We start from the raw sequence: 19,538 nt of genomic DNA on the forward strand, positions 1-19,538 counted from the left end.
GCGAAAAGAGTTAAGAAAAAATATCTTTGGGATGGCCGATGCGACGTCTGCGAATCTTGCAGCTCAGAGCCGTCCGCGAGATGCGCTTACTGCAAAGATCGATGTTATCGCGGTCTTTGTTGCACGAAAGGCATTTAGCCCCTGTCGCGCGTCCGCCATGCGGCGATGATGAAAATTCCGACAACGGCTGCACCGGCCAGCATCCAATACTGACCATCGAAACCAAAAATGCTAAATTTCTGAATGAGGAAGTCCACCGCGCCCGCACCTTTCTTGTGCAAAGTACGCGGTTTTCAGGAAGAAATATATTATTTTTGTACTCTGTGGATTGTGGACGTGAAACGTCAGGCGACGCCGTCGCAACGGCCACCGTAGCCCAGCGAGAGTGTTGCCGATTATCAGTAGGAGCGAGAGGCGCGCTCGATCATCAATCCGTTGAGGAAATCCTCAAGTGCCAGCCGGCCGGCGTCATGCGCGGCGCGGTGCGAGGGGAAGCCGACTTCGCGAAGCTTTATTCCCATCGGGCGTCGTTTGCGGCGAATCTCCCAGGACCATCCGTCGGGCTCGTTTCCTGACCAGGACACGACGACGTAGAACGATCTGCGCGGAGACGGTCGCAACATCAGCTCACCCCGTCTGTCGCGGTCTCGGCGTCCAGGCGGTTCTGAAGCCTGTAACCGACGCCCGATTCGGTGACCAGCAGGCGAGGGTGGTTCGGATCGGTCTCGATCTTCTGCCGGAGCTTGCGGACGAGAATGCGCAGGTACTGGATGTTGTCGCGCTGGTTGCCGGTCCAGATTTCCTTCAGGAGCTGATCGTGGGTGACGACAAGGCCCACATGCATCGCCAAGACGTGCAGGAGCCGATACTCCTTGCGCGTTAACCGTACCTGTGACTTGTTTAGCGATACCGTACGGGTCACGAGGTCGACCGAGAGCGGACCGGCGACAACGACCGGATTTTCCGTCGCTGACTTGAAATAGCGCCGCAAGGCGGCCTCGCTGCGCGCGAGCAGCTCGGCCATACCGAACGGCTTGACCACATAGTCGTCGGCGCCGGCCTGAAGCAGGCGCACCTTGTCATCCTCGCCGGACGCCACCGAGAGGATGATGATCGGTACGTTCGACCAAGCCCGGATGCGCTCCAGCACGTCAGCGCCGTGAAGGTCTGGCAGGTTGAGGTCAAGAATAATCAAATCCGGCGGACTGAAGGTCGCGATCTTAAGAGCCTCAGTGGCGTTCTCTGCTTCGAGGACGACGAAACTGTTGAGCTCAAAGCCCGCGCGGAGGAATCGCCTGATCTTCGGCTCGTCGTCGATCAGGAGAACGATGTTGGCAGGCTTACTCATCGTTGAGAGCCGTCGGTTCGGAGGTGAATGATGCGGGGGCAGGCAAAGCAATGGAAACCGTCGTGCCTTGTCCGACCCCTCGGCTTTGAACCGAGACATTGCCGCCATTGGCGTGAATGAAGGTCGACGCAATCCAGAAGCCCAGGCCTGAGCCCGGGACAGATGCCTGGTGCCGTGCACTTCGGAATGATCGGTGGCCGAGCTTCTGTTGCTCGTCGGGTGTGATGCCGACGCCTTGGTCGGAGACCTGCACCACCACATGCCCCGGTTCGGATCGAACTTCGATTGAAATCGTCGTGCCCGAGGGCGAGTATTTTGCGGCGTTCTCGAGGATCTGGCCGCAGGCTTCCTCGACCAGGCCGGAGTCGACGTGGACCAGCGGTAGTTCGTCAGCAAAGCCCGTCTCGATCCGGTGCGCCCCGAGCCGGCGCCCCCGCCGATTGATAGCGCTGTTGATGATGTCCCTTGGATCGGCCCATTCCAGGCGCGGGCTGAGGCCCCCCGCGCTGACGCGCGTCGCGCTGAGCAGGTTCTGGATATAGCCGTCGAGCTGCGCCGTCTCCTCGGAGATGACATCGACGAGGGCACGCATCCGTGCGTCCTCGCGCACCGCCGGAACGGACTCGAGCACGCTGGCAGAGCCCTTGATTGCGGCAAGCGGCGAGCAGAGCTCGTGCGAAAGCGTGCCGTGGAATGCGTCCCGCAACAGCTGCGCCTGCAAGTGGAGCCTGGCGCTTTCCATGGCTTTGCCGATATCGAGCCGCTGCAGCGTCAATGAAGTTTCTTCGAGAATCGCCTCGATCCGCCGGGTCCTCGCCTCGATGGTTTGCTGCGAGCCAAGACCGATGTTGATGGCAATAACGCCGTGAACGGTGGTGGCGGCCGATATCGCCTGGAGCAGCCAGATCTCCCTGCGCCGCTCATCTAAGATCGTGCGCACCAGCGGACCGGTACCCGAGTTCATGGCAGCTGCGCTCGCCTGCACGTCCGGCGGCGCGAAACGCGCTTCCGACGGCTCAAAATGGCCATCGGCCGTTGCCACAAAGAAGGTCACGGGATGCCCGAACGCGCGCTCGAGGTGCCCTTGAATCGCCGAGATCAGATCGGCGATCGTGAAGCAGGTCGCAAGGCGCCGCGAGAAATCATAGAGCGCGTGCATCTCCTTCTCGCGCCGGCGCAGCGTCTCGGTTTCCTTGTGCAGTCGCGATGCGAGATTGCTGCTGACGAGGGACACGATGAGAAACAATAGCAGGTCGACGGCTTCCGACGGGTCTTCGACGCGAAAGCTGTAGATCGGTGCAAAGAAGAAGAAATCTGCCGCCGCCATTCCTGCGACCGAGGCCAGCATCGCGGGCCAGATTCCCCATCGGGTGGCGGCGAAGACAACCGGAACGAGATAGGCAAGCGGTACCAGCATCGTGGCCACGTCGATGGGGACCGCGAACAGTGCGGCCGTGATCAGCACGATGCTCAGAATCGACAGCAGCAGCGGGGCCAGAAACGGGGAGATCATGGCAAACGGAGTAAAGATCTCCGGGCTTGTGCTCTCGCTCGGAGCCGACTCAGTTGTGGTGGGCCATCGCCTCGGCATTGAGGACGGACGGCCTATCGGCAGATGAAAGATCAAAGTACGTACGTGCCCCTGCAGGAGGACATCGACGAGCCAAAACGCTACCTCGCGGCGAACGCGCCAGCTCACCCCAAGCAGGGATTTGATCGGACGTTGAGAGACGGAGCTCCTCGGATTGGCTGCCCCTGAGGAAATAGCGCTCCCAAACTCGTTAGACGTCGCGATGCAAACTTCCGCCTTTGATGTCGTCAACTACCCAGCAAGGCGACGATGTTCCAAATCGACGTAGAAAATCTATGTTGTTGGTGGATACGAGAAATAAAAAAGAAATAGTCAAAGCACTCCGTGAAATTACGGAGTTGTCTGCAATCCCGCGCGTGTCGGTAGCAGTAGGCAGCATTCCTATAAGGGAAGTTGATCAACCTCTCGCGGGTGTCGCCGGTCGCAACGACGAAGCGCCTTCGTTCGCCTCTCGTATCAAGCTCGCATATTGGAGGGCGCGCTTTTCGCTCGACAATTCCGGAGCCTCGCCGGGATGGAGTTTGCCGGATATGCGGCCATGCGGGGGCGCCAGAGCCGCAACCGCCGCTGCGCTGATCTGTTTCGGCGGATAGAGGTAGAAATCCATCAGCGGCATATGTGATCCATGAGCGTTGCGCCGCAGGATGTCTCGCGCAACTTCGGCCTCGAAGGGATAGATCGCGCTCCAGCCGGCGAAGCTGCTGGCGAGGATCTCCAGGGACACGATCGTCGCCGCGATCTCAACGAATCCATGGTTGGCTTTCTTGGCGCTTCGCGTTGTCGATGCCTTGCGCAAGAGGTGTCGAAGCTCACTGTGCCGTTCGATAAGCGGACCGAGACGAAACTTCCAGAGCATGTTCGGCAGCGAAGCGAAGCCGTGTACGTCGTGATAGGACTCGATCAGGCTGCGACACTGCCGGGTCAGGTTCTTCGGCAGGAAGGTGAGATCGTCTTCGACGCCTTCGTGAGCAGTCCGCTCCGTGACGCGCGAAGCGCGAGTCGCGGCTTTCATGGTCGAGCCTCGCAAAGCAGAATTGCTCATGCGGTGAGCTTAGCGAGTCGGCGCATATATCTTCGATCGACAAACGCGATCGTTTACGTAGCAAAAAAATAGTCGAAACGTGCGCGAGGCGCGATCGAAGGCGTGGATGTTACGGGAAGTATGACGAAAATGACACAGCGCGCGGTAAACGTTTGCATCGCGACATGGCTTGATCGCAAAATCGCAATTTTTCGCTGATGCTTTGAGCAAATGGACCATGCAAATGATGATTAAGAATGCAATCGACGCACGCGAGCGCGATTACGCTATTTTATTTTAATGAAGGCGCCCGCTAAACCGTATCGCTTTTTATCAGGCTGATCACGAAGGATTGCACCCGAAGCTTAACCAAACCGAAAGAGCGCCTCGAAGGCGTCGGTCACAGCAGCTTGGGGCAATATGATGAGAAAGTATCTTTTGGCGGGCGTGTCGTTGGTCGCGATGGGAATGGGTGGCGCCGCTCATGCCGGTGACACCTTGCCGCCGGTGGGCAAGACGTTCTGCGATCCCTACAAGAACTATGGGTGCCTTGATTCCTATCTCGGTTCTGATTTCCTGACCCGCTTCATCAACTACTATCGGCTCGAGTGGGGCAAGGATTCCGCTCCGGCCGACCCTAAGGCACCGCCGTCACGTCGTGCCGAGTGGCCGGCAACGCCACAGACGATTCCGCCGATGCCATTCAGCGAGTGGCCCTATGGCGGTGCGACCAGCATCGGCGTGACGCGGCCGAGCTCAGTCGATAGCCCGTTGATGAATGCGCTCAGCAATACCAAGCTCGGTGAAGCCATGAGCGACTCGCACATCCAGGTCTACGGTTGGATCAATGCGGGTGGTAACCTCAGCACGAACACCGTGCGCGGCGGTAACGCCCCGGCAGCGTACGACTATAATCCGAACACGGTGCAGCTCGACCAGGCCGTGCTCTATATCGAGCGCCTGCCTGACACGGTACAGAAGGACCACATCGACTGGGGATTCCGTGTCGCACCGATCTACGGCGAGAATTACCGCTATACGACCGCCTTTGGCCTGTGGAGCAATCAACTCCTGAACCAAAACAAAAACTACGGCTACGACGTACCGATGGCCTATGGCGAGGTCTTCATTCCCTGGCTCGCCGACGGTCTGCTCGTCCGCTTCGGCCGCTTCATCTCGATTCCGGACATCGAAGCGCAGCTCGCGCCGAACAACTACATGTATACGCACTCGATGACGTATACGTTCGACAACTACACCAACACCGGCATCCAGACCACGCTCGCGGTCAACAAGAACTGGATGGTGCAGTTGGGTCTCTCGGTCGGCAGCGATACGATGCCTTGGCATCTGGGCGCAAAGATCGCCAATCCGTCGCCGAATCCGCTCTTCCCGAACAGTACCATGCTGAAGGACCCGGGCGCGATTCCGAGCGTCACGGCCGGCGTGCGTTGGACCAGCGATTCCGGCAACGACAGCATCTATGTGGTGGCCGATGCCTGGAATAGCGGCACGTGGGGCTACAACAACCTGCAATGGGTCGGTCTCACCGCGTACCACAAGTTCAACGACCAGTGGCACATCTCGTTCGAGACCTACAATCTGCACCAGAACAACGTGCTCAACGCGAACAACCCGGCGGCGATGGCCGCCTATCTCGCCGGAGGCACGCCGTTCTCGCCACAGTACATGTTGACCAACGCTCCAGGGCTCGCGCAGTGCTCAAACGCGGCGGTGTGGTCGTGCACGGCTTCGGTGCAGACCTATCTCGCGTACCTCAACTACAAGCCGACGTCGCTGGACAACATCTCGTATCGTATCGAGTACTACGACGACAAGGAAGGTCAGCGCACCGGCACCAAGACCGCATACTTCGAGACGGGTATCGGCTGGCAGCACTGGTTCTCGCCGCAGATCGAGATCAGGCCTGAATTTACGTACTACAAGTCGCTCAATGCCAACGCGTTCAACGGAAATGCGAACTTCGGCATTGCCCCCAACAAGAACTTCGCCCTCGTCGGCTCGGCGGACATCATCATTCACTTCTAACGGGGGACAAACCCGGCGGCTCAAGCGCAAGCAGAGCCGCCGGGAGCTTCGGAACAAATTCGACAGGGGGTTTTCTACAATGAAGCGGATTCTTCTCACCACGGCGTCGCTCTGCGCGCTCGGTCTCGCATCGCCGGCGCTGGCAGCGGATCTTCCGATCTATGGCAAGGCGCCCGCAGTCGTGGCACCAGCCTATGACTGGTCCGGTTTCTATGTTGGCGTGTTCGGTGGCGGCGGCTACGGCAATCACAATTTGAACAATGCGACCGGTCCCGGTCCGGCGCCGTTGGCCAACTTCACCGCAAACTACTCATCCCAGGGCGGCCTCGGCGGCGGCGAGATCGGTTACAACTGGCAGAGCGGCAACATCGTCGTCGGCGTCGAAGCCACCGCCTTCGGGGCGGACATCAAGGGCAGCGACAATTTCGCGCTTGGCTGGGATGATGCCACCAAGCTTGGTTGGGGCGGCACGCTCCGTGCGCGCGGCGGTATCGCGGTCGATCGCCTGTTGCTGTTCTTCACTGGCGGCTGGGGCTATGGCGAGCTCACCCACACCAACACAAATCCGGGCGTCGGCGTCGATACATTCAAGGCGACGCGCAGTGGCCTCGTCGCCGGCGGCGGCATCGCCTATGCCATCACCGAGAACCTGATCGGCAAGCTCGAATACACCTACCTCGATCTCGGCACATTCCGCCGCGACGCGCCGACGAATGGTGCACTGGCCTACAACGTGGCCAACACATATTCGGTCGTCACGCTCGGCCTCGACTTCAAGTTCGGCGGCCCCGTGGTGGCGAAGTACTGACGCTGGGTGTTTGGGGGCAGGGGGACGGCAATGACCGACAAGCGACTTGGTCGGAAGATTGCAACGATGATCGCTCTCGCAGGGCTTGGCGTAAGCCTGGCGGCCTGCGTGAGCGATCTCGGTGCAGCGACTGGAGACAACTCGACCACGCATCAGATGCGCTACTACGGTGGTCCGAAATCGCCGATGTGGCCGAGCCAATGATCCTCGTCGACGAAGAGCTTTCGGTCAGCGGTCGTGCGATGCGCATTGTGATGGTTCTGTCCGTAGGCGTGATGCTGATGGCGAGCTCTGTCAGTTCTGTGCAAGCAAGGCATGCTACGTGCTGGCACGCTCATCGCTCCATAACATTATCGCGTCAGCTCGTTGATGATACGTCGGGAAAGTTCGGACCGATGCGCTACTACGGCGGCCCGAAATCGCCGATGTGGCGGGCTCCGGCGAATTGACCTCGAGAGGCATCGGCAACTCCTCTCGAATGACGGGGGTGCGTAAGCCAATGTGCAAGATCGCGCGATGAAGATCAGTCAGGTGCTTACACGACGACGCATCGTCGTCGCGGCCAGCGTTGCCATTGTCGCCGTCCTTGGCGCCATCGGCGGCATCCGGATGCTGGCGCCGCACGCCAAGTCCACGGAGGCGTCGAGCCAGGCAAAGGCAAAATTGCCGCGCTACGTTCCGAGCGCCACAGAGCTCGCGACGCTGTCGATCGAGCCGGTATCTGAGCGGGTATTCCGCTCCGAGCATCTCACCGAAGGCAAGATCGCAGTCGACGAGGACTCGTCCACCCCAATCTTCTCGCCCTATGCTGGACGCGTCGTGAAACTCCTGGCCAAGCCGAGCGATGTGGTCGAGCGCGGACAGCCATTGTTCGTGGTCGAGGCCACCGACACGGTGCAGGCCCTGAACGATTTCGTCGTGGCATTGAGCGCGCTGAACACGACACGCTCCAAGCTGAAGCTGGCCGAAATCGTCGAGAAGCGTGCCAACGATCTCTACGCCGGCAAGGCCGTGCCGCTGAAGGACTGGCAACAGTCCCAGGCCGATCTAACCGCGGCCCAGAACGACATGCGTTCGGCGGAGACCGCGGTGGAGGCGACCCACAACCGACTGCGCATCCTCGGACGGACAGAGGAGCAGATCACGAAATTCCAGGAGACGCGGCAGATCAGCGCCGACACGCCGATCTATGCGCCGATCGGCGGCACGGTCGTGCAGCGCAAGGTCGGCCCCGGCCAATTCATCAACGCGGGGGCGAGCGATCCGGTGTTCGTGATCGGCAATCTCTCGACGGTGTGGCTGACCGCATTCGTACGGGAAAGCGAAACCGCCGACATCGCCGTGGGTCAAGACATCCAATTCTCGGTGCTGGCGCTGCCCGGACGCGAGTTCAAGGCCAAGCTCGATTACGTCGCAGCTGCGATCGACGCGTCTATGCGGCGGCTGCTGGTGCGCGCCACGATCGACAACAAGGAAGGGCTGCTCAAGCCCGAAATGTTCGCGAACGTCACGATCTATGCCGGCTCGAATCGGCCTTCCGTAGGCGTGCCGAAGCGGGCGCTGATCTACGAGGGCGAGCGGGTCCGGGTCTGGGTCGCTCATGACGACAACTCGATCGAGCTGCGCGAAATCGAGATCGGACGGACCAACGGCGATCTCGTCGAGGTCCGCAGCAATTTGAGGCCAGGCGAGAAGATCGTCACGCGCGGGAGCCTGTTCATCGATCGGGCGGCCACATCCGGCAGCTAATGAGTAAGGAGTCCGGATCGCATGGACCGTCTCGTCGCCTTTGCAGTCAACCGTCGCTTCATGATGGTGGGGCTTTTCGTGGCCATGATGGTCGGTGGGCTGGTCGCATTCCAGCAATTGAACATTGAGGCCTATCCCGATCCGACCCCGCCGATGGTCGACATCGTGACGCAGTCGCCCGGCCTGTCGGCCGAAGAGATCGAGCGCTACATCACGATCCCCCTGGAGACCCAGGTCGCCGGCATCAAGAACATGAAGGTGATCCGGACGATCTCGCTCTATGGTCTTTCCGACGTCAAGCTGCAGTTCTCCTTCGACTACACCTATGAGCAGGCGCTGCAGCAGGTCCTGAACCGCCTGTCGCAGCTCCCACCGCTGCTCAACAATGCGCAGCCGCAGATCTCGCCGCTCAGTCCAATTGGTGAAATCTATCGCTACCGGCTGGTTGGACCGCCCAATTACTCCGTCCTTGATCTGAAGACGCTGCAGGACTGGGTCCTGCAGCGCCGTTTCCGCACCGTTCCCGGCGTCATCGACGTCACCGGCTGGGGCGGTAAGACCAAGACCTTCGAGGTGCAGGTCGACTTCAACAAGTTGGTTGCCAATGGGCTGACCTTGCCGCAGCTCCAGCAGGCCATCAACAACGCCAACGTCAACGTCGGCGGTAACACCGTGAACATCGGTCCACAATCCGCGGTGGTCCGCGGCGTCGGCCTGATTCGCTCGATCGACGGTCTTGCCAACACGATGGTGTCATCCAACAACGGCACGCCAGTGCTGGTGCGGGACGTCGCGACCGTTACTGTCGGCGAGCAGCCGCGGTTGGGAATCGCCGGCGAGGACCAGGACGACGACATCGTGCAGGGCATCGTCCTGATGCGCCGGGGCGAGCAGAGCTCGCCGACCATTACCCGCGTCGAGCAACTCGTTAATTCCATCAACAACTCGACGATCCTGCCGCCAGGCGTGCGGATCGAACGCATTTACGACCGCAAGGACCTGATCGAGACCACGACACATACCGTGCTGGAAAACATGGTGGTCGGCATCGGCTTGATCGTGCTGCTGCAATGGATCTTCCTCGGCGACCTGCGCAGCGCCTTCATCGTCGGCGCGACGATTCCGTTCGCGTTGTTCTTTGCGGTCAGCATCCTCGTGCTGCGCGGCGAATCCGCCAATCTGCTGTCGGTAGGCGCAATCGATTTCGGACTGATCGTGGATGCGACGGTCATCATGGTGGAGGCGATTTTCCGCCGCTTGTCGCACACCGAACGGCTGACGGACAGCGAACAGGCGGCGATCTCGGCCCACACCATCATGGGCATGAAACATCATGCCATCCTGACGGCGGCCGCTGACGTCTCGCGCTCCATCTTCTTTGCGGCCGCCATCATCATCGCGGCCTTCCTGCCGCTGTTCACCCTCTCGGGCGTGGAAGGCAACATCTTTGGCCCGATGGCGCGGACGTATGCCTATGCGCTGGCAGGCGGACTGCTGGCCACGTTCACCGTGACGCCGGCGCTCAGCGCGATCATCCTGCCGGCCCATGTCGAGGAGACCGAAACCTTTCTGATGCGCTGGATGCATCGGCTGTATATGCCGGTGCTGGCGCGTTCGCTGGCCCATCGTCGCGTCGTGCTCGCGGGAGGCGCTGGACTGATCCTCGTCACGGCGATTTGCGTGCGGCTGCTCGGGCTCGAGTTCCTGCCCAAGTTAGAGGAAGGCAATCTCTGGATCCGCGCCACACTGCCGCCGACCATCTCGCTGCAGGAGGGCAACTCCTACGTCAATGAGATGCGCAAGCTGATCGCGGAGCGGCCGGAGGTGGAGTCGGTCGTCTCGCAACACGGCCGGCCTGATGACGGCACGGACGCGGCCGGTTTCTTCAATGCCGAGTTCTTCGCGCCGCTCAAACCGGCCAAGGAATGGCCCGATCACGAAGACAAGGACGAACTGACTGCGAAGCTGCTGGCGCAGTTGCAGGAGAAATTCCCCGGCGTCGAATTCAACTTCTCGCAATACCTGCAGGACAACGTCTCCGAAGCCGTTTCGGGCGTGAAGGGTGAGAACTCGATCAAGCTCTACGGCAACGACCTGCAGGCGCTCACCGACACGGCTAACAAGATCAAGGCACAGCTGGCGACGGTACAGGGGATCACGGATCTCGCGGTCTTCACCTCGCTGGGCCAGCCGACCATCCAGATCGACGTGGATCGCGAGCGCGCCGCGCGCTATGGCCTGTCGCCGGGTGATATCAACACCACGATCAAGACCGCAATCGGCGGCGACAGCGCGGGCGACCTCTATGAACCGAGCAGTGACCGGCATTTCCCGATCATTGTCCGGCTTGCGCCGCAATACCGGCGCAGCGCGGAAGCGATCCAGAACCTGAGGATTGGCGCTCAGGGCCCCAATGGCATCACCCAGGTGCCGCTCAGCGAAGTCGCGACGGTGAAGGTCGTCTCCGGCGCAGCCTACATCTACCGCGAACAGCAGGAGCGCTACCTGCCAATCAAGTTCTCGGTGCGCGAGCGCGATCTCGGCAGCGCGATCCAGGAAGCGCAGGAGAAGGTCGCGGCCAATGTACCGTTGCCGGGCGGTTCGCACCTGGAATGGGTCGGCGAGTTCGGCAACCTGCAGGACGCGATCAAGCGGCTGTCGATCGTGGTCCCGATCAGTCTTGCGCTGATCGCGATGCTGATCTGGTTCAATTTCGGTTCGGTCATCGACACTGTGCTGACCATGAGCGTGATCCCGATGGCGGTGCTCGGCGGCATCCTCGGCCTTCTTCTGACTGGAATTCCCTTCAGCGTATCCGCCGCGATTGGCTTCATTGCGCTGTTCGGTATCTCAGTGATGGACGGCATCATCATCCTGTCGCAGTACAACGCGCTGATCGATGAGGGTATGGAGCGGGGCGCCGCCATCCTGCGCACCGGCGAGTTGCAGTTGCGTCCGGTGCTGATGACCTGCGTCGTGGCCGGCATCGGCCTGTTGCCTGCGGCGCTGTCCAGCGGCATCGGCTCACAGGTGCAGAAGCCGCTCGCGATCGTCGTCGTGGCCGGCATGACGCTCGCGCCGGTCGTCATCCTCGTCACACTGCCGGCACTGATTTCGATGTTTTCGCGGCGAACGCGGCCCGGATTGGCGGCGCAGCACCAGTTGGCTCCCGCGGAATGAGGTCGGTTGTGCGTCAACGTGTTTCGAATGCCACCTTCCGCCTGGCGCTCATTGCCGTCCTGATGGTCGGGGAAGCGGTTGCCGCAGTCGGGCCGGCGCAGGCCGAAACCCTCGCCGATGCGCTGGTCAGGGCCTATCAGGCAAGTCCACAGCTCAATGCCGACCGGGCGCGGCAGCGCGGCACCGACGAGAACGTGCCGCAGGCGCTCGCCGGCTACCGGCCGCAGGTCCTGGCCAGCCTCAGCGCCGGCTTGCAAGCCGTGCGGAATACGCTGCCGGACAACACCATCCAGGGCACGACCCTGCGCCCCTGGACCATCGGCGTGACAGTCAACCAGGTCTTGTTCAATGGCTTCAAGACCGCCAACAGCGTGAGGGTCGCCGAGTTTCAGGTGCTCTCGGGCCGCGAAGCGCTGCGCAATACCGGGCAGGGCGTGCTGCTTGACGCGGTTACGGCCTATATGAACGTGATGGCCAACCAGGCGTTGGTCGAGGCCCAGCGCACCAATGTGAGCGTGCTGCGGGAAATCCAGGCGACTACCAAGAGGCGGCTCGACGCCGGCGACGTCACGCCGACCGATACGGCCCAGGCCGAGGCTCGGTTAAGCCGTGGCCTGGCCGACCTCAACGCCGCTGAGGTCACGCTTGCCATCAGCAAGGCGACCTATGTCCAGGTGATCGGTGGGCCACCAGGCCAGCTTGCGCCGGCAACGCCGGTCGATCGCTTCTCGCCGCCGACCATGCCGTCCTCGATCGAGACCGCCAATCACGAGCATCCGGCGGTGCTGGGTGCGGGCTATGACGTCGACGTCGCCCAGACCACGATCAAGGTGGCGGAAGGCAGTTTGCTGCCGCAGGTGGCGGTGCAGGCCAGCGCAAGTCGCTCGCAGCAGTCCGATACCACGCTCGGCACGACAGGGACTGACCAGGCCTCGATCGTCGGTCAGATCAATGTGCCGATCTACGACGGCGGTACGGCCGCCTCGCAGACACGCCAGGCAAAGGAGATTGCCTCGCAAAGCCGCTTGGTGCTCGAGCAGGTCAGGAACCAGTCGCGCACTGCGGTGGTCAGTGCCTGGGTGTCCAATGAAGGCAGCAAGGTCGCGCTGACTGCGGCGGAGTCGGAGGTGAAGGCGGCGGATGTCGCGCTGCAAGGTGTTCGCCGTGAGGCAGCCGGCGGCCAGCGCACCACGATCGATGTCCTCAATGCCCAGCAGGATCTGACCAATGCCCGCTCACGGCAGATCGCCGCGCAGCGTGACCGCGTGATCGCCTCCTACACGCTGTTGAGCGCCGTCGGTCGGCTGGACGTGCGCACGCTGAGCCTGAGTACACCGGACTATTTGCCCGAGGTTCACTACCACCAGGTGCGCGACGCTTGGCACGGTATTCGTACCCCGTCGGGACAATAGGCTTCGCAAGGGAGGGTGGGGATGATCAGACTCGAACGCACATTCCGCGCAGTGCTCGCCGCCCTGGTGGCGGTATCGGTGTCAACCGTGGCCGAGGCTCAAGGATTCAGTCGCAGCCACGGCAATGCCGGTCCGCCGGTCGAAAACCGGCCCAAAGTCGACGAGAAGGCGTACAAAGCCGCTCTGGACAGGATTCCGGTGTCGACCGAAAAGTACGATCCCTGGGGTGGAGCCCGCACCAACGATGCGACAAAGCCACCCAAGAAGTCGAACTAGGCCGCAGCAAACCGCAGAGTCATGGGCAGAATTGCGAGGAGATCGTCATGACCGAGCACATCATCGTCACCGACGAAGGCGCCACCCGCACCATCACCATGCGCCGGCCGCAGAAGAAGAACACGCTTACGCAGGAGATGTACCTGGCGATGAGCGAAGCCATCGATTCCGCGCAGTCCGACCCTGCCATCCGCTGCCTGATTCTGACGGGTCGCTCGGGCGTCTTCACTGCCGGCAACGACATCGGTGATTTCCTGAAAGCGGCGACCGAGGCGGACGACGGCGCCCGTCCCCGCAATTCGGTGATCTTCCTGCAGTCGCTCATCAACAACAAGAAGCCGATCATCGCGGCCGTTGACGGCATAGCGATCGGCATCGGCACGACGATGGTGGTGCATTGCGACTACGTGATCGCGAGCACGACCACGACGTTCTCGTCTCCCTTCATCCAGTATGGTCTGGTCCCGGATGGTGCTACCAGTCTCCTGGTGCCGCGCATGGTCGGGCATCAGCGTGCCTTTGCCATGCTGGTGATGGGGCGCGAGATGAGCGCGGAAGACGCGCGGGAGGCGGGCTTCGTCAACCAAGTCGTGGCGCCCGGCCATGCCGTGGTGGAGGCCCAGAAGGTGGCGCGCGAGATCTGCGCGCTGCCCGCCGAGGCCGTTGCCATCGCGCGCGAGCTTCTGAAATTGCCGACCGAGGACCTTGTCCGCCGGGTCGGCCAGGAAGACCACTTCTTCAAGGAGCGGATGCAATCGCCGGAGGCGCTCGCAGCCTTCCAGGCGTTCTTCGCGCGCAAGCGGACGTAGTCGATGCCTCCTTGGCGGCGATGCCAGCCCCGCATAGGAGTATGGAATAGGCCGAGACTGCGTGTCATGGAAATCCTATAAGTACGCTAGACCGCGGTGTTCGACGCTCGCCACGCGGAACTCGGATAGATTGCTTGCAAGATACCACGGCGACATTGGAGTCCTCGGAGGCGGGAGCTCATTCGGGCCACTTGGGACCCCTGATGCTGGGCGCGCTCGGCGTCGTCTATGGCGACATCGGCACCAGCCCGCTCTACACCATGAAGACCGCGCTTGAATGGTCTGGCGGTGCGACGCCCGAGGCCGCCCTCGGCATGCTGTCGCTGATTGTCTGGACGCTCCTGATCACGACATCGCTCAAATATGTGGCCGTGGTGATGCGCACCGACAATGACGGGGAGGGTGGCATCCTCGCGCTGATGTCGCTGCTCGGAATCAAGCATGGCGAGCGGGTCGGCGTCATCGCCATCGGCTTGCTGGGGGCGGCGCTGCTCTATGGCGACGGCGCCATCACGCCGGCCATCTCGGTCTTGAGCGCGCTCGAGGGTCTCAAGGTCGCCGCGCCCGAGATTGCTCCCTATGTCGTCGTCCTGTCGACAATCATCCTGATCGGCCTGTTCGCTCTGCAGCCGCAAGGCACCGACAAGATCGGAAAGCTGTTCGGTCCCGTCATGATCATCTGGTTCGTGACGATCGGCGTTCTCGGGCTGGCGGGAATATGGAGCGATCCCGGCGTGCTCGTGGCGCTCGATCCCCGCTATGGGCTCAGCTATCTCCTTCACCACGGTTTGGCCGGCTTCCTGGTGCTCGGCGCGATCTTCCTGTGCGCGACCGGTGCCGAGGCGCTTTATGCGGACATGGGGCATTTCGGGCCGCTGCCGATCCGCCTGGCCTGGTACGGGCTGGTCTTGCCCTGCCTGCTGCTCAACTATGCCGGCCAGACCGCGATGGTGATCGATGGCAGCGTCGCCCTGGGCGACAGCCCGTTCTATGCGCTCAGCCCGGCGTCGCTGCAATTGCCGCTGGTCGGGCTTGCCGCGCTCGCGACCATCATCGCCAGCCAGTCGATCATCAGCGGTGCGTTCTCGATGACCCGGCAGGCGATCCAGCTCGGTCTCTGTCCGCGCCTGCACATCGTCCAGACCTCGGCGGCCGGCTACGGGCAGATCTATATCGGCTTCGTCAACTGGATGCTGATGCTGCTCACCCTCGGCCTGACCCTGGGCTTCCGCTCGTCGGACAACCTCGCCGCTGCTTTCGGCATTGCCGTCTCGCTCACGATGCTGTTGACCTCCATGCTGATGTTTCTTGCGATGCGAGAGATCTGGGGCTGGAGCCTCGCGCTGAGCCTGGCCGCGGCCGGCCTGTTCATCGTGGTCGATCTCAGCTTCGTCAGTGCCAACCTGATGAAGGTATTGGAGGGCGGTTGGTTTCCGCTGGTCGTTGCGGCGCTGATCTTCTTCCTGCTGTTCACCTGGCTGAAGGGGCGCGACGCGCTGCTGCACAAGCTCGAGCGCGATACGCTTCCTTTGGCCGACTTCATCAGGAGCGTCGGGAGCAAGTCACGCGTCTCCGGGACCGCGGTCTACATGACCAGCCGGCTCGACGTCGTCCCGGTGCCGCTGCTGCACAATCTCAAGCACAACAAGGTGCTGCACCAGCGCATCGTGCTCCTGCACGTCGTGACCGCAAATGTTCCGCGCGTGCCGGCGGACCGGCGGCTCGAGGTCTCCGATCTCGGCAGCCAATTCTACGCCATTGTCGTGCGCTACGGCTTTATGGAGCAGCCGGATATTCCGCGGGCGTTGGAGGCCTGCAAGGACAACGGGCTGCACTTCGACATGATGGACACGTCGTTCTTCGTCGGACGGGTCAAGATCATGACCGAGAAGAGTTCGCGGATGAGCGCGCTGCAGGGCCACGTCTTCGAGATCATGCACCGCAACGCGCTGGCTGCGACCGAGTTCTTCCGCATCCCGCCCAACCGCGTCGTCGAGCTCGGTGGGCAGGTGGAGATCTAGTCTGCCCTCGTTTTGATCGTTGGATCGCCATGCACATTGTTTCGGCATTTGCTAATTATTCTTGCGAATGCTGAAGATTGGGATCAGCATTGGAACCCGAGGGACAACACGACGCCGGAGAGAGTCGTCGAAATGCCCGAACCTCATCGGTTGCAGTTGTCTCGCTTCAGATGGAGGGTGCCATGTCCAGGACTTTCGTTCTCGTTGGTACAACGCTCGCGATCGCTATTTCGCCGCTCTTGCTGGCTCAGCCAGCGTCGGCCGGAGCATCGGCCAGCGCACCGTCGAAATATGGCCAGAGCCACCAGGTCGTGGCGGCGCATCAGGTGCGACACTCGGTGAAGACCGATTACCCGATCACGGAGTATTCATCCTCCTCCGCGAAGACGACGTCGCCACGGAAGTAGTCTCGGCCGAGCGTCCGATTGATCGATTTGAGGTGATCGCTGGCCGTCAGTCGGCGTGCGTGCGCGCGGGTAGGTTGGCCTGATCGAGCGGGTTGTTCCGGCGGACGAGGTCACGTGCCGTCGGCAGCACGATGGGAAGGAGGTCTTCGATCTCCTTTCTGGTCATGCCGGGCCGGATGTGCGGATCGTAGAGGACGTTGAGCAGCAGCTGGTCGTAGATATCGAAGAAGCCCATCTGGACGTCGTCATTGAACATGGTCCAGGGCACGGATGCGTCGTCGTTGATCGCTCCCAATCCCTGCAGCAATTCCTCATATGCGCAATCGTAGAAGGCGAAATCGCCGGCGTCGACAGGCAGGATCACCTCGGCCCGCCGAATGCGATAGGTGCCGTCCTTGGCGATGCCCGACAGGCATTGCGGATTGAGGGAATGCTCGATCTGTCGGGCCCTCTCATTGCCAAAGCGGGCGCGAATGGTGGGCAGCAGGTCTCGTGCGCTCACCAGCGTCACGACGAAGTTGGCCCCCTTGCGATCACCGGTTACTGCGATATCGAGATTATCAATGCGGTGGCGGATATCGGCGACGATGCCGCCGAGGGCAGCGGCGCGCTCGGGTGCGACTTTGCCGTCGATGAAAATCCGCACCGGCTCTTCGAACTTGCGAATGCGGTTGGCGCGCACGCCAATCTGTAGCTCGGCGTTGAGCGCGATCTTGAAAAACCCATCGCGGATTTCAGCGTCGCTGAATGTCCGCCGCTGTTCGGTGCGGCGGCTCGAAATGTCCGGATTTTCCGCGAATACCGGAATTGCGAAGGCAGTGAGTGACACCGCAGCACCAAGGCCTATCGCCAAAAGCCGGATCATCGTTCGTAGACGCCTCATGAAATCGCGCCCGTTCCTCAAGCAAGACTCGTACCGATCGTCTCGGCCGTGTCCGCGCGCGACGGCGCGAGCTTTGGTCCAAGTATCTCCGAGAGGCGGGTAGGAATTCGAGGGGAGGCGGTCAACGATTGCATAGGCGCAGCATAAATCCGGCGCGGCCAAGGTCGGATCAAACGTGATGGATATGATTTTGATATGGATGCTTCAATGAAACGATATGGATTTGCTATGTCCGGCCGGGCAAATGATCCGCGACGCCCGTCGAACGATTTAGCAGGAACGGAACTTTGTCGCGCGAAAGACCCATCCTCATGGTGTGCCTGACCGTCGGTTTGTTCGTGACGGTCGAACCTCCCGCGCTCGCGCAATCCGCCTCGCCGCCGGCGCAGGATGGCCTGCTGAGAAGCGGGCCGCCGACATGGGACGCCAATCGCGACGGCATTGGCTCCAGTCGAACCTGTCGTTAGTATTCGTCGGCAAGATCGACTGGCGGTTTGCGTCGAGCGCGCTTCCGGCTTGGCTGCCCTTTCGCGGTCCTCACCACGAGAGCAATCCCTTCCTCGATTGCACGTGTCGAGTACTTACCTCCGAAAGGTTCGCGTTCCTTCAACACTTGATGGGCCGCTGTGCGCAGCGCCCCTCGTACAATTGTTTCTATGCCTGCCGCATACTGAAATTCGAGATAGTCGATATTGGATTTGGTAGACGGTAGTTGGGCTTCAATGAGGCTGAGCGCTTGCCTTTCATCCTCGTGAGTAAGCAAGCAGTCGCTCAAAGCCACCAGCGCTTTCTGCGCGTCGACGAACTCGAGAGTGGCCTGCATAATTGGTGCAGCCGACGGACTACCGGCAACCGTCCTCAAAATTGCTGCTGCAAGATTGGCGAGTTTCATCGCGACTCGCTGTTTGGCCTGATTGATTTCGATGTCGCGGTCAGCGTTCGTGCTCGCCAGCCAACCTTAGGGCGGGTGGTTTCTCTCCTAGTTCACGGTTGGACACGCCAAGCTTCCAGATGTGCTCATTTGATTGCGGACTAAACGCTTGGCTCTTATCGATCTGCGCTTGCGTTGAGCTCTTCGGGCGTAGGCAATTCGAACCGGGCACTTTCGAAGCCGACAATTTCGGCAACCCACGCAATCCGGACGTCGTGGATCGGATCCCTGCCGCGATTGTGAAAAACGTGGCAGGCCAAGATGTAGAGAAGTTCGCGACCGAAGTCCTCATCGGGCAGAGGTCCCCGACAGATGTGGGCCAGGGCCAACTCGAGTTCGCGAAAGCGGACATTGCTGCGCACCCAACGTCGTTGCGATGGACTGCCGACTCGATAGAGAAGCCTGATAATCCGCTTCGCGTGTTTGACAGCGGCAGGATCGCTGTTGTCGATTTTTACGAAGCGGGACCTGTTGTGCTTATAGGCGCTGGATTGTATATCTTGCGAAGTCACTGCGGCACTCCTAATGCCCAGTTGATCGGCGAGTCGGAGTAGTGTCCGCTCGGATGAAATGGATCTGGACCCCGCTGGTTGCCGCCATCGGGGTCTTTTCCTTGTCAGGGTGGTCGTGGTGATCGCGCGGCTTTTCCACCTTGGGGGTGAGTGCCGTTCGCTGCGCTAAATCGAGCCGGCACCGCCAACAGGGAACGGACGCCGAACCGAGTTTGTAGACATCCGGAGAAATTTGTAGACGAACACGCTCGCACTCCGATGCGAGCGATGAGGAATTGCTTGTCTTGCAGAGGCTTAAGTGGTGAGCGCGCTGGGGCTCGAACCCAGGACCCCGTGATTAAAAGTCACGTGCTCTACCGGCTGAGCTACGCGCTCCCATGGCCGCTGATGGCTTCAGATATTGCCATCGTCTTCGGACATTCGAGAAGCATGTCTTGCCGCTGCGCACAGACTTGCGTCGCGGGGAAAACCGGCTGTTTCCGGATCATGCTTTCGGCCCGCGCTGTGTAGGGGGATGGGGCGCTGAGGTCAATAGCGGGCG

18 protein-coding genes and 1 tRNA gene are annotated in these 19,538 nt (G+C 61.2%); 11 read left to right on the top strand and 8 right to left on the bottom strand.

Annotated elements, in window-relative coordinates; translation table 11 throughout:
• Positions 1-398: 398 nt before the first annotated feature.
• The 4 genes from M2427_RS32285 to M2427_RS32300 all read right to left on the bottom strand — a co-directional run bounded on the left by M2427_RS32285 (position 399) and on the right by M2427_RS32300 (position 3,951).
• Entirely contained in the window at positions 399-623 is a 225-nt protein-coding gene (locus tag M2427_RS32285) for a hypothetical protein (RefSeq protein WP_280710852.1), read from the bottom strand.
• Positions 623-1,348 carry a response regulator transcription factor gene (locus tag M2427_RS32290; protein WP_280710853.1) on the bottom strand — a complete coding sequence of 242 codons (726 nt, stop codon included), beginning with the start codon at positions 1,346-1,348 and terminating at the stop codon, positions 623-625. The genes M2427_RS32285 and M2427_RS32290 overlap by 1 nt, the downstream gene beginning before the upstream one ends.
• On the bottom strand, positions 1,341-3,047 hold the full coding sequence (locus tag M2427_RS32295; protein WP_280710854.1) for a DUF4118 domain-containing protein: 1,707 nt from the start codon (positions 3,045-3,047) through the stop codon (positions 1,341-1,343). The genes M2427_RS32290 and M2427_RS32295 overlap by 8 nt, the downstream gene beginning before the upstream one ends.
• Before the next feature lie 289 nt (positions 3,048-3,336).
• Positions 3,337-3,951, bottom strand: a complete 615-nt coding sequence (locus tag M2427_RS32300) for a hypothetical protein (protein ID WP_280710855.1) — start codon at positions 3,949-3,951, stop codon at positions 3,337-3,339.
• A gap of 432 nt (positions 3,952-4,383) precedes the next feature.
• Here M2427_RS32300 and M2427_RS32305 point away from each other — a divergent pair, with 432 nt between their 5' ends.
• The 11 genes from M2427_RS32305 (at position 4,384) to M2427_RS32355 (ending at position 16,671) form a co-directional block, all read left to right on the top strand.
• On the top strand, positions 4,384-6,009 hold the full coding sequence (locus M2427_RS32305; protein WP_280710856.1) for an outer membrane beta-barrel protein: 1,626 nt from the start codon (positions 4,384-4,386) through the stop codon (positions 6,007-6,009).
• Between the two features lie 79 nt (positions 6,010-6,088).
• On the top strand, positions 6,089-6,817 hold the full coding sequence (locus M2427_RS32310) for an outer membrane beta-barrel protein (protein WP_280710857.1): 729 nt from the start codon (positions 6,089-6,091) through the stop codon (positions 6,815-6,817).
• Between the two features lie 66 nt (positions 6,818-6,883).
• Positions 6,884-7,021, top strand: coding sequence for a hypothetical protein (locus M2427_RS32315; protein WP_280710858.1), 138 nt, complete (start codon positions 6,884-6,886; stop codon positions 7,019-7,021).
• Positions 7,018-7,266: a hypothetical protein gene (locus tag M2427_RS32320; protein WP_280710859.1), complete on the top strand. Its 249-nt coding sequence runs from the start codon at positions 7,018-7,020 to the stop codon at positions 7,264-7,266. Before M2427_RS32315 ends, M2427_RS32320 begins: the two co-directional genes overlap by 4 nt.
• 67 nt (positions 7,267-7,333) lie before the next feature.
• Positions 7,334-8,566, top strand: a complete 1,233-nt coding sequence (locus M2427_RS32325) for an efflux RND transporter periplasmic adaptor subunit (protein ID WP_280710860.1) — start codon at positions 7,334-7,336, stop codon at positions 8,564-8,566.
• A gap of 21 nt (positions 8,567-8,587) precedes the next feature.
• Positions 8,588-11,746, top strand: coding sequence for a CusA/CzcA family heavy metal efflux RND transporter (locus M2427_RS32330; protein WP_280710861.1), 3,159 nt, complete (start codon positions 8,588-8,590; stop codon positions 11,744-11,746).
• A gap of 62 nt (positions 11,747-11,808) precedes the next feature.
• Entirely contained in the window at positions 11,809-13,158 is a 1,350-nt protein-coding gene (locus M2427_RS32335; RefSeq protein ID WP_280710894.1) for a TolC family outer membrane protein, read from the top strand.
• 21 nt (positions 13,159-13,179) lie between these two features.
• A complete protein-coding gene (locus M2427_RS32340) occupies positions 13,180-13,434 on the top strand; it encodes a hypothetical protein (protein ID WP_280710862.1) in 255 nt (84 codons plus the stop codon).
• 47 nt (positions 13,435-13,481) lie between these two features.
• Positions 13,482-14,243 (top strand): enoyl-CoA hydratase-related protein, encoded by a 762-nt coding sequence (locus M2427_RS32345; protein ID WP_280710863.1) that lies wholly within the window; start codon positions 13,482-13,484, stop codon positions 14,241-14,243.
• 203 nt (positions 14,244-14,446) lie between these two features.
• A complete protein-coding gene (locus M2427_RS32350) occupies positions 14,447-16,264 on the top strand; it encodes a potassium transporter Kup (RefSeq protein ID WP_280710864.1) in 1,818 nt (605 codons plus the stop codon).
• 182 nt (positions 16,265-16,446) lie between these two features.
• On the top strand, positions 16,447-16,671 hold the full coding sequence (locus tag M2427_RS32355) for a hypothetical protein (RefSeq protein WP_280710865.1): 225 nt from the start codon (positions 16,447-16,449) through the stop codon (positions 16,669-16,671).
• Between the two features lie 46 nt (positions 16,672-16,717).
• Here the strand turns inward: M2427_RS32355 and M2427_RS32360 are convergent, their stop codons facing one another.
• The 4 genes from M2427_RS32360 to M2427_RS32375 form a co-directional block, all read right to left on the bottom strand.
• Positions 16,718-17,716 carry a DUF2927 domain-containing protein gene (locus M2427_RS32360; protein ID WP_280710866.1) on the bottom strand — a complete coding sequence of 333 codons (999 nt, stop codon included), beginning with the start codon at positions 17,714-17,716 and terminating at the stop codon, positions 16,718-16,720.
• Between the two features lie 301 nt (positions 17,717-18,017).
• Positions 18,018-18,446: a hypothetical protein gene (locus M2427_RS32365; RefSeq protein ID WP_280710867.1), complete on the bottom strand. Its 429-nt coding sequence runs from the start codon at positions 18,444-18,446 to the stop codon at positions 18,018-18,020.
• Positions 18,447-18,601: 155 nt separating this feature from the next.
• Complete coding sequence (locus tag M2427_RS32370) at positions 18,602-18,997, bottom strand: hypothetical protein (RefSeq protein WP_280710868.1); 396 nt, start codon at positions 18,995-18,997, stop codon at positions 18,602-18,604.
• Positions 18,998-19,296: 299 nt separating this feature from the next.
• Positions 19,297-19,372 (bottom strand) — tRNA-Lys (locus M2427_RS32375).
• Positions 19,373-19,538 lie beyond the last annotated feature (166 nt).

The organism is Bradyrhizobium sp. BR13661 (assembly GCF_029892425.1).
Lineage (GTDB): Bacteria > Pseudomonadota > Alphaproteobacteria > Rhizobiales > Xanthobacteraceae > Bradyrhizobium.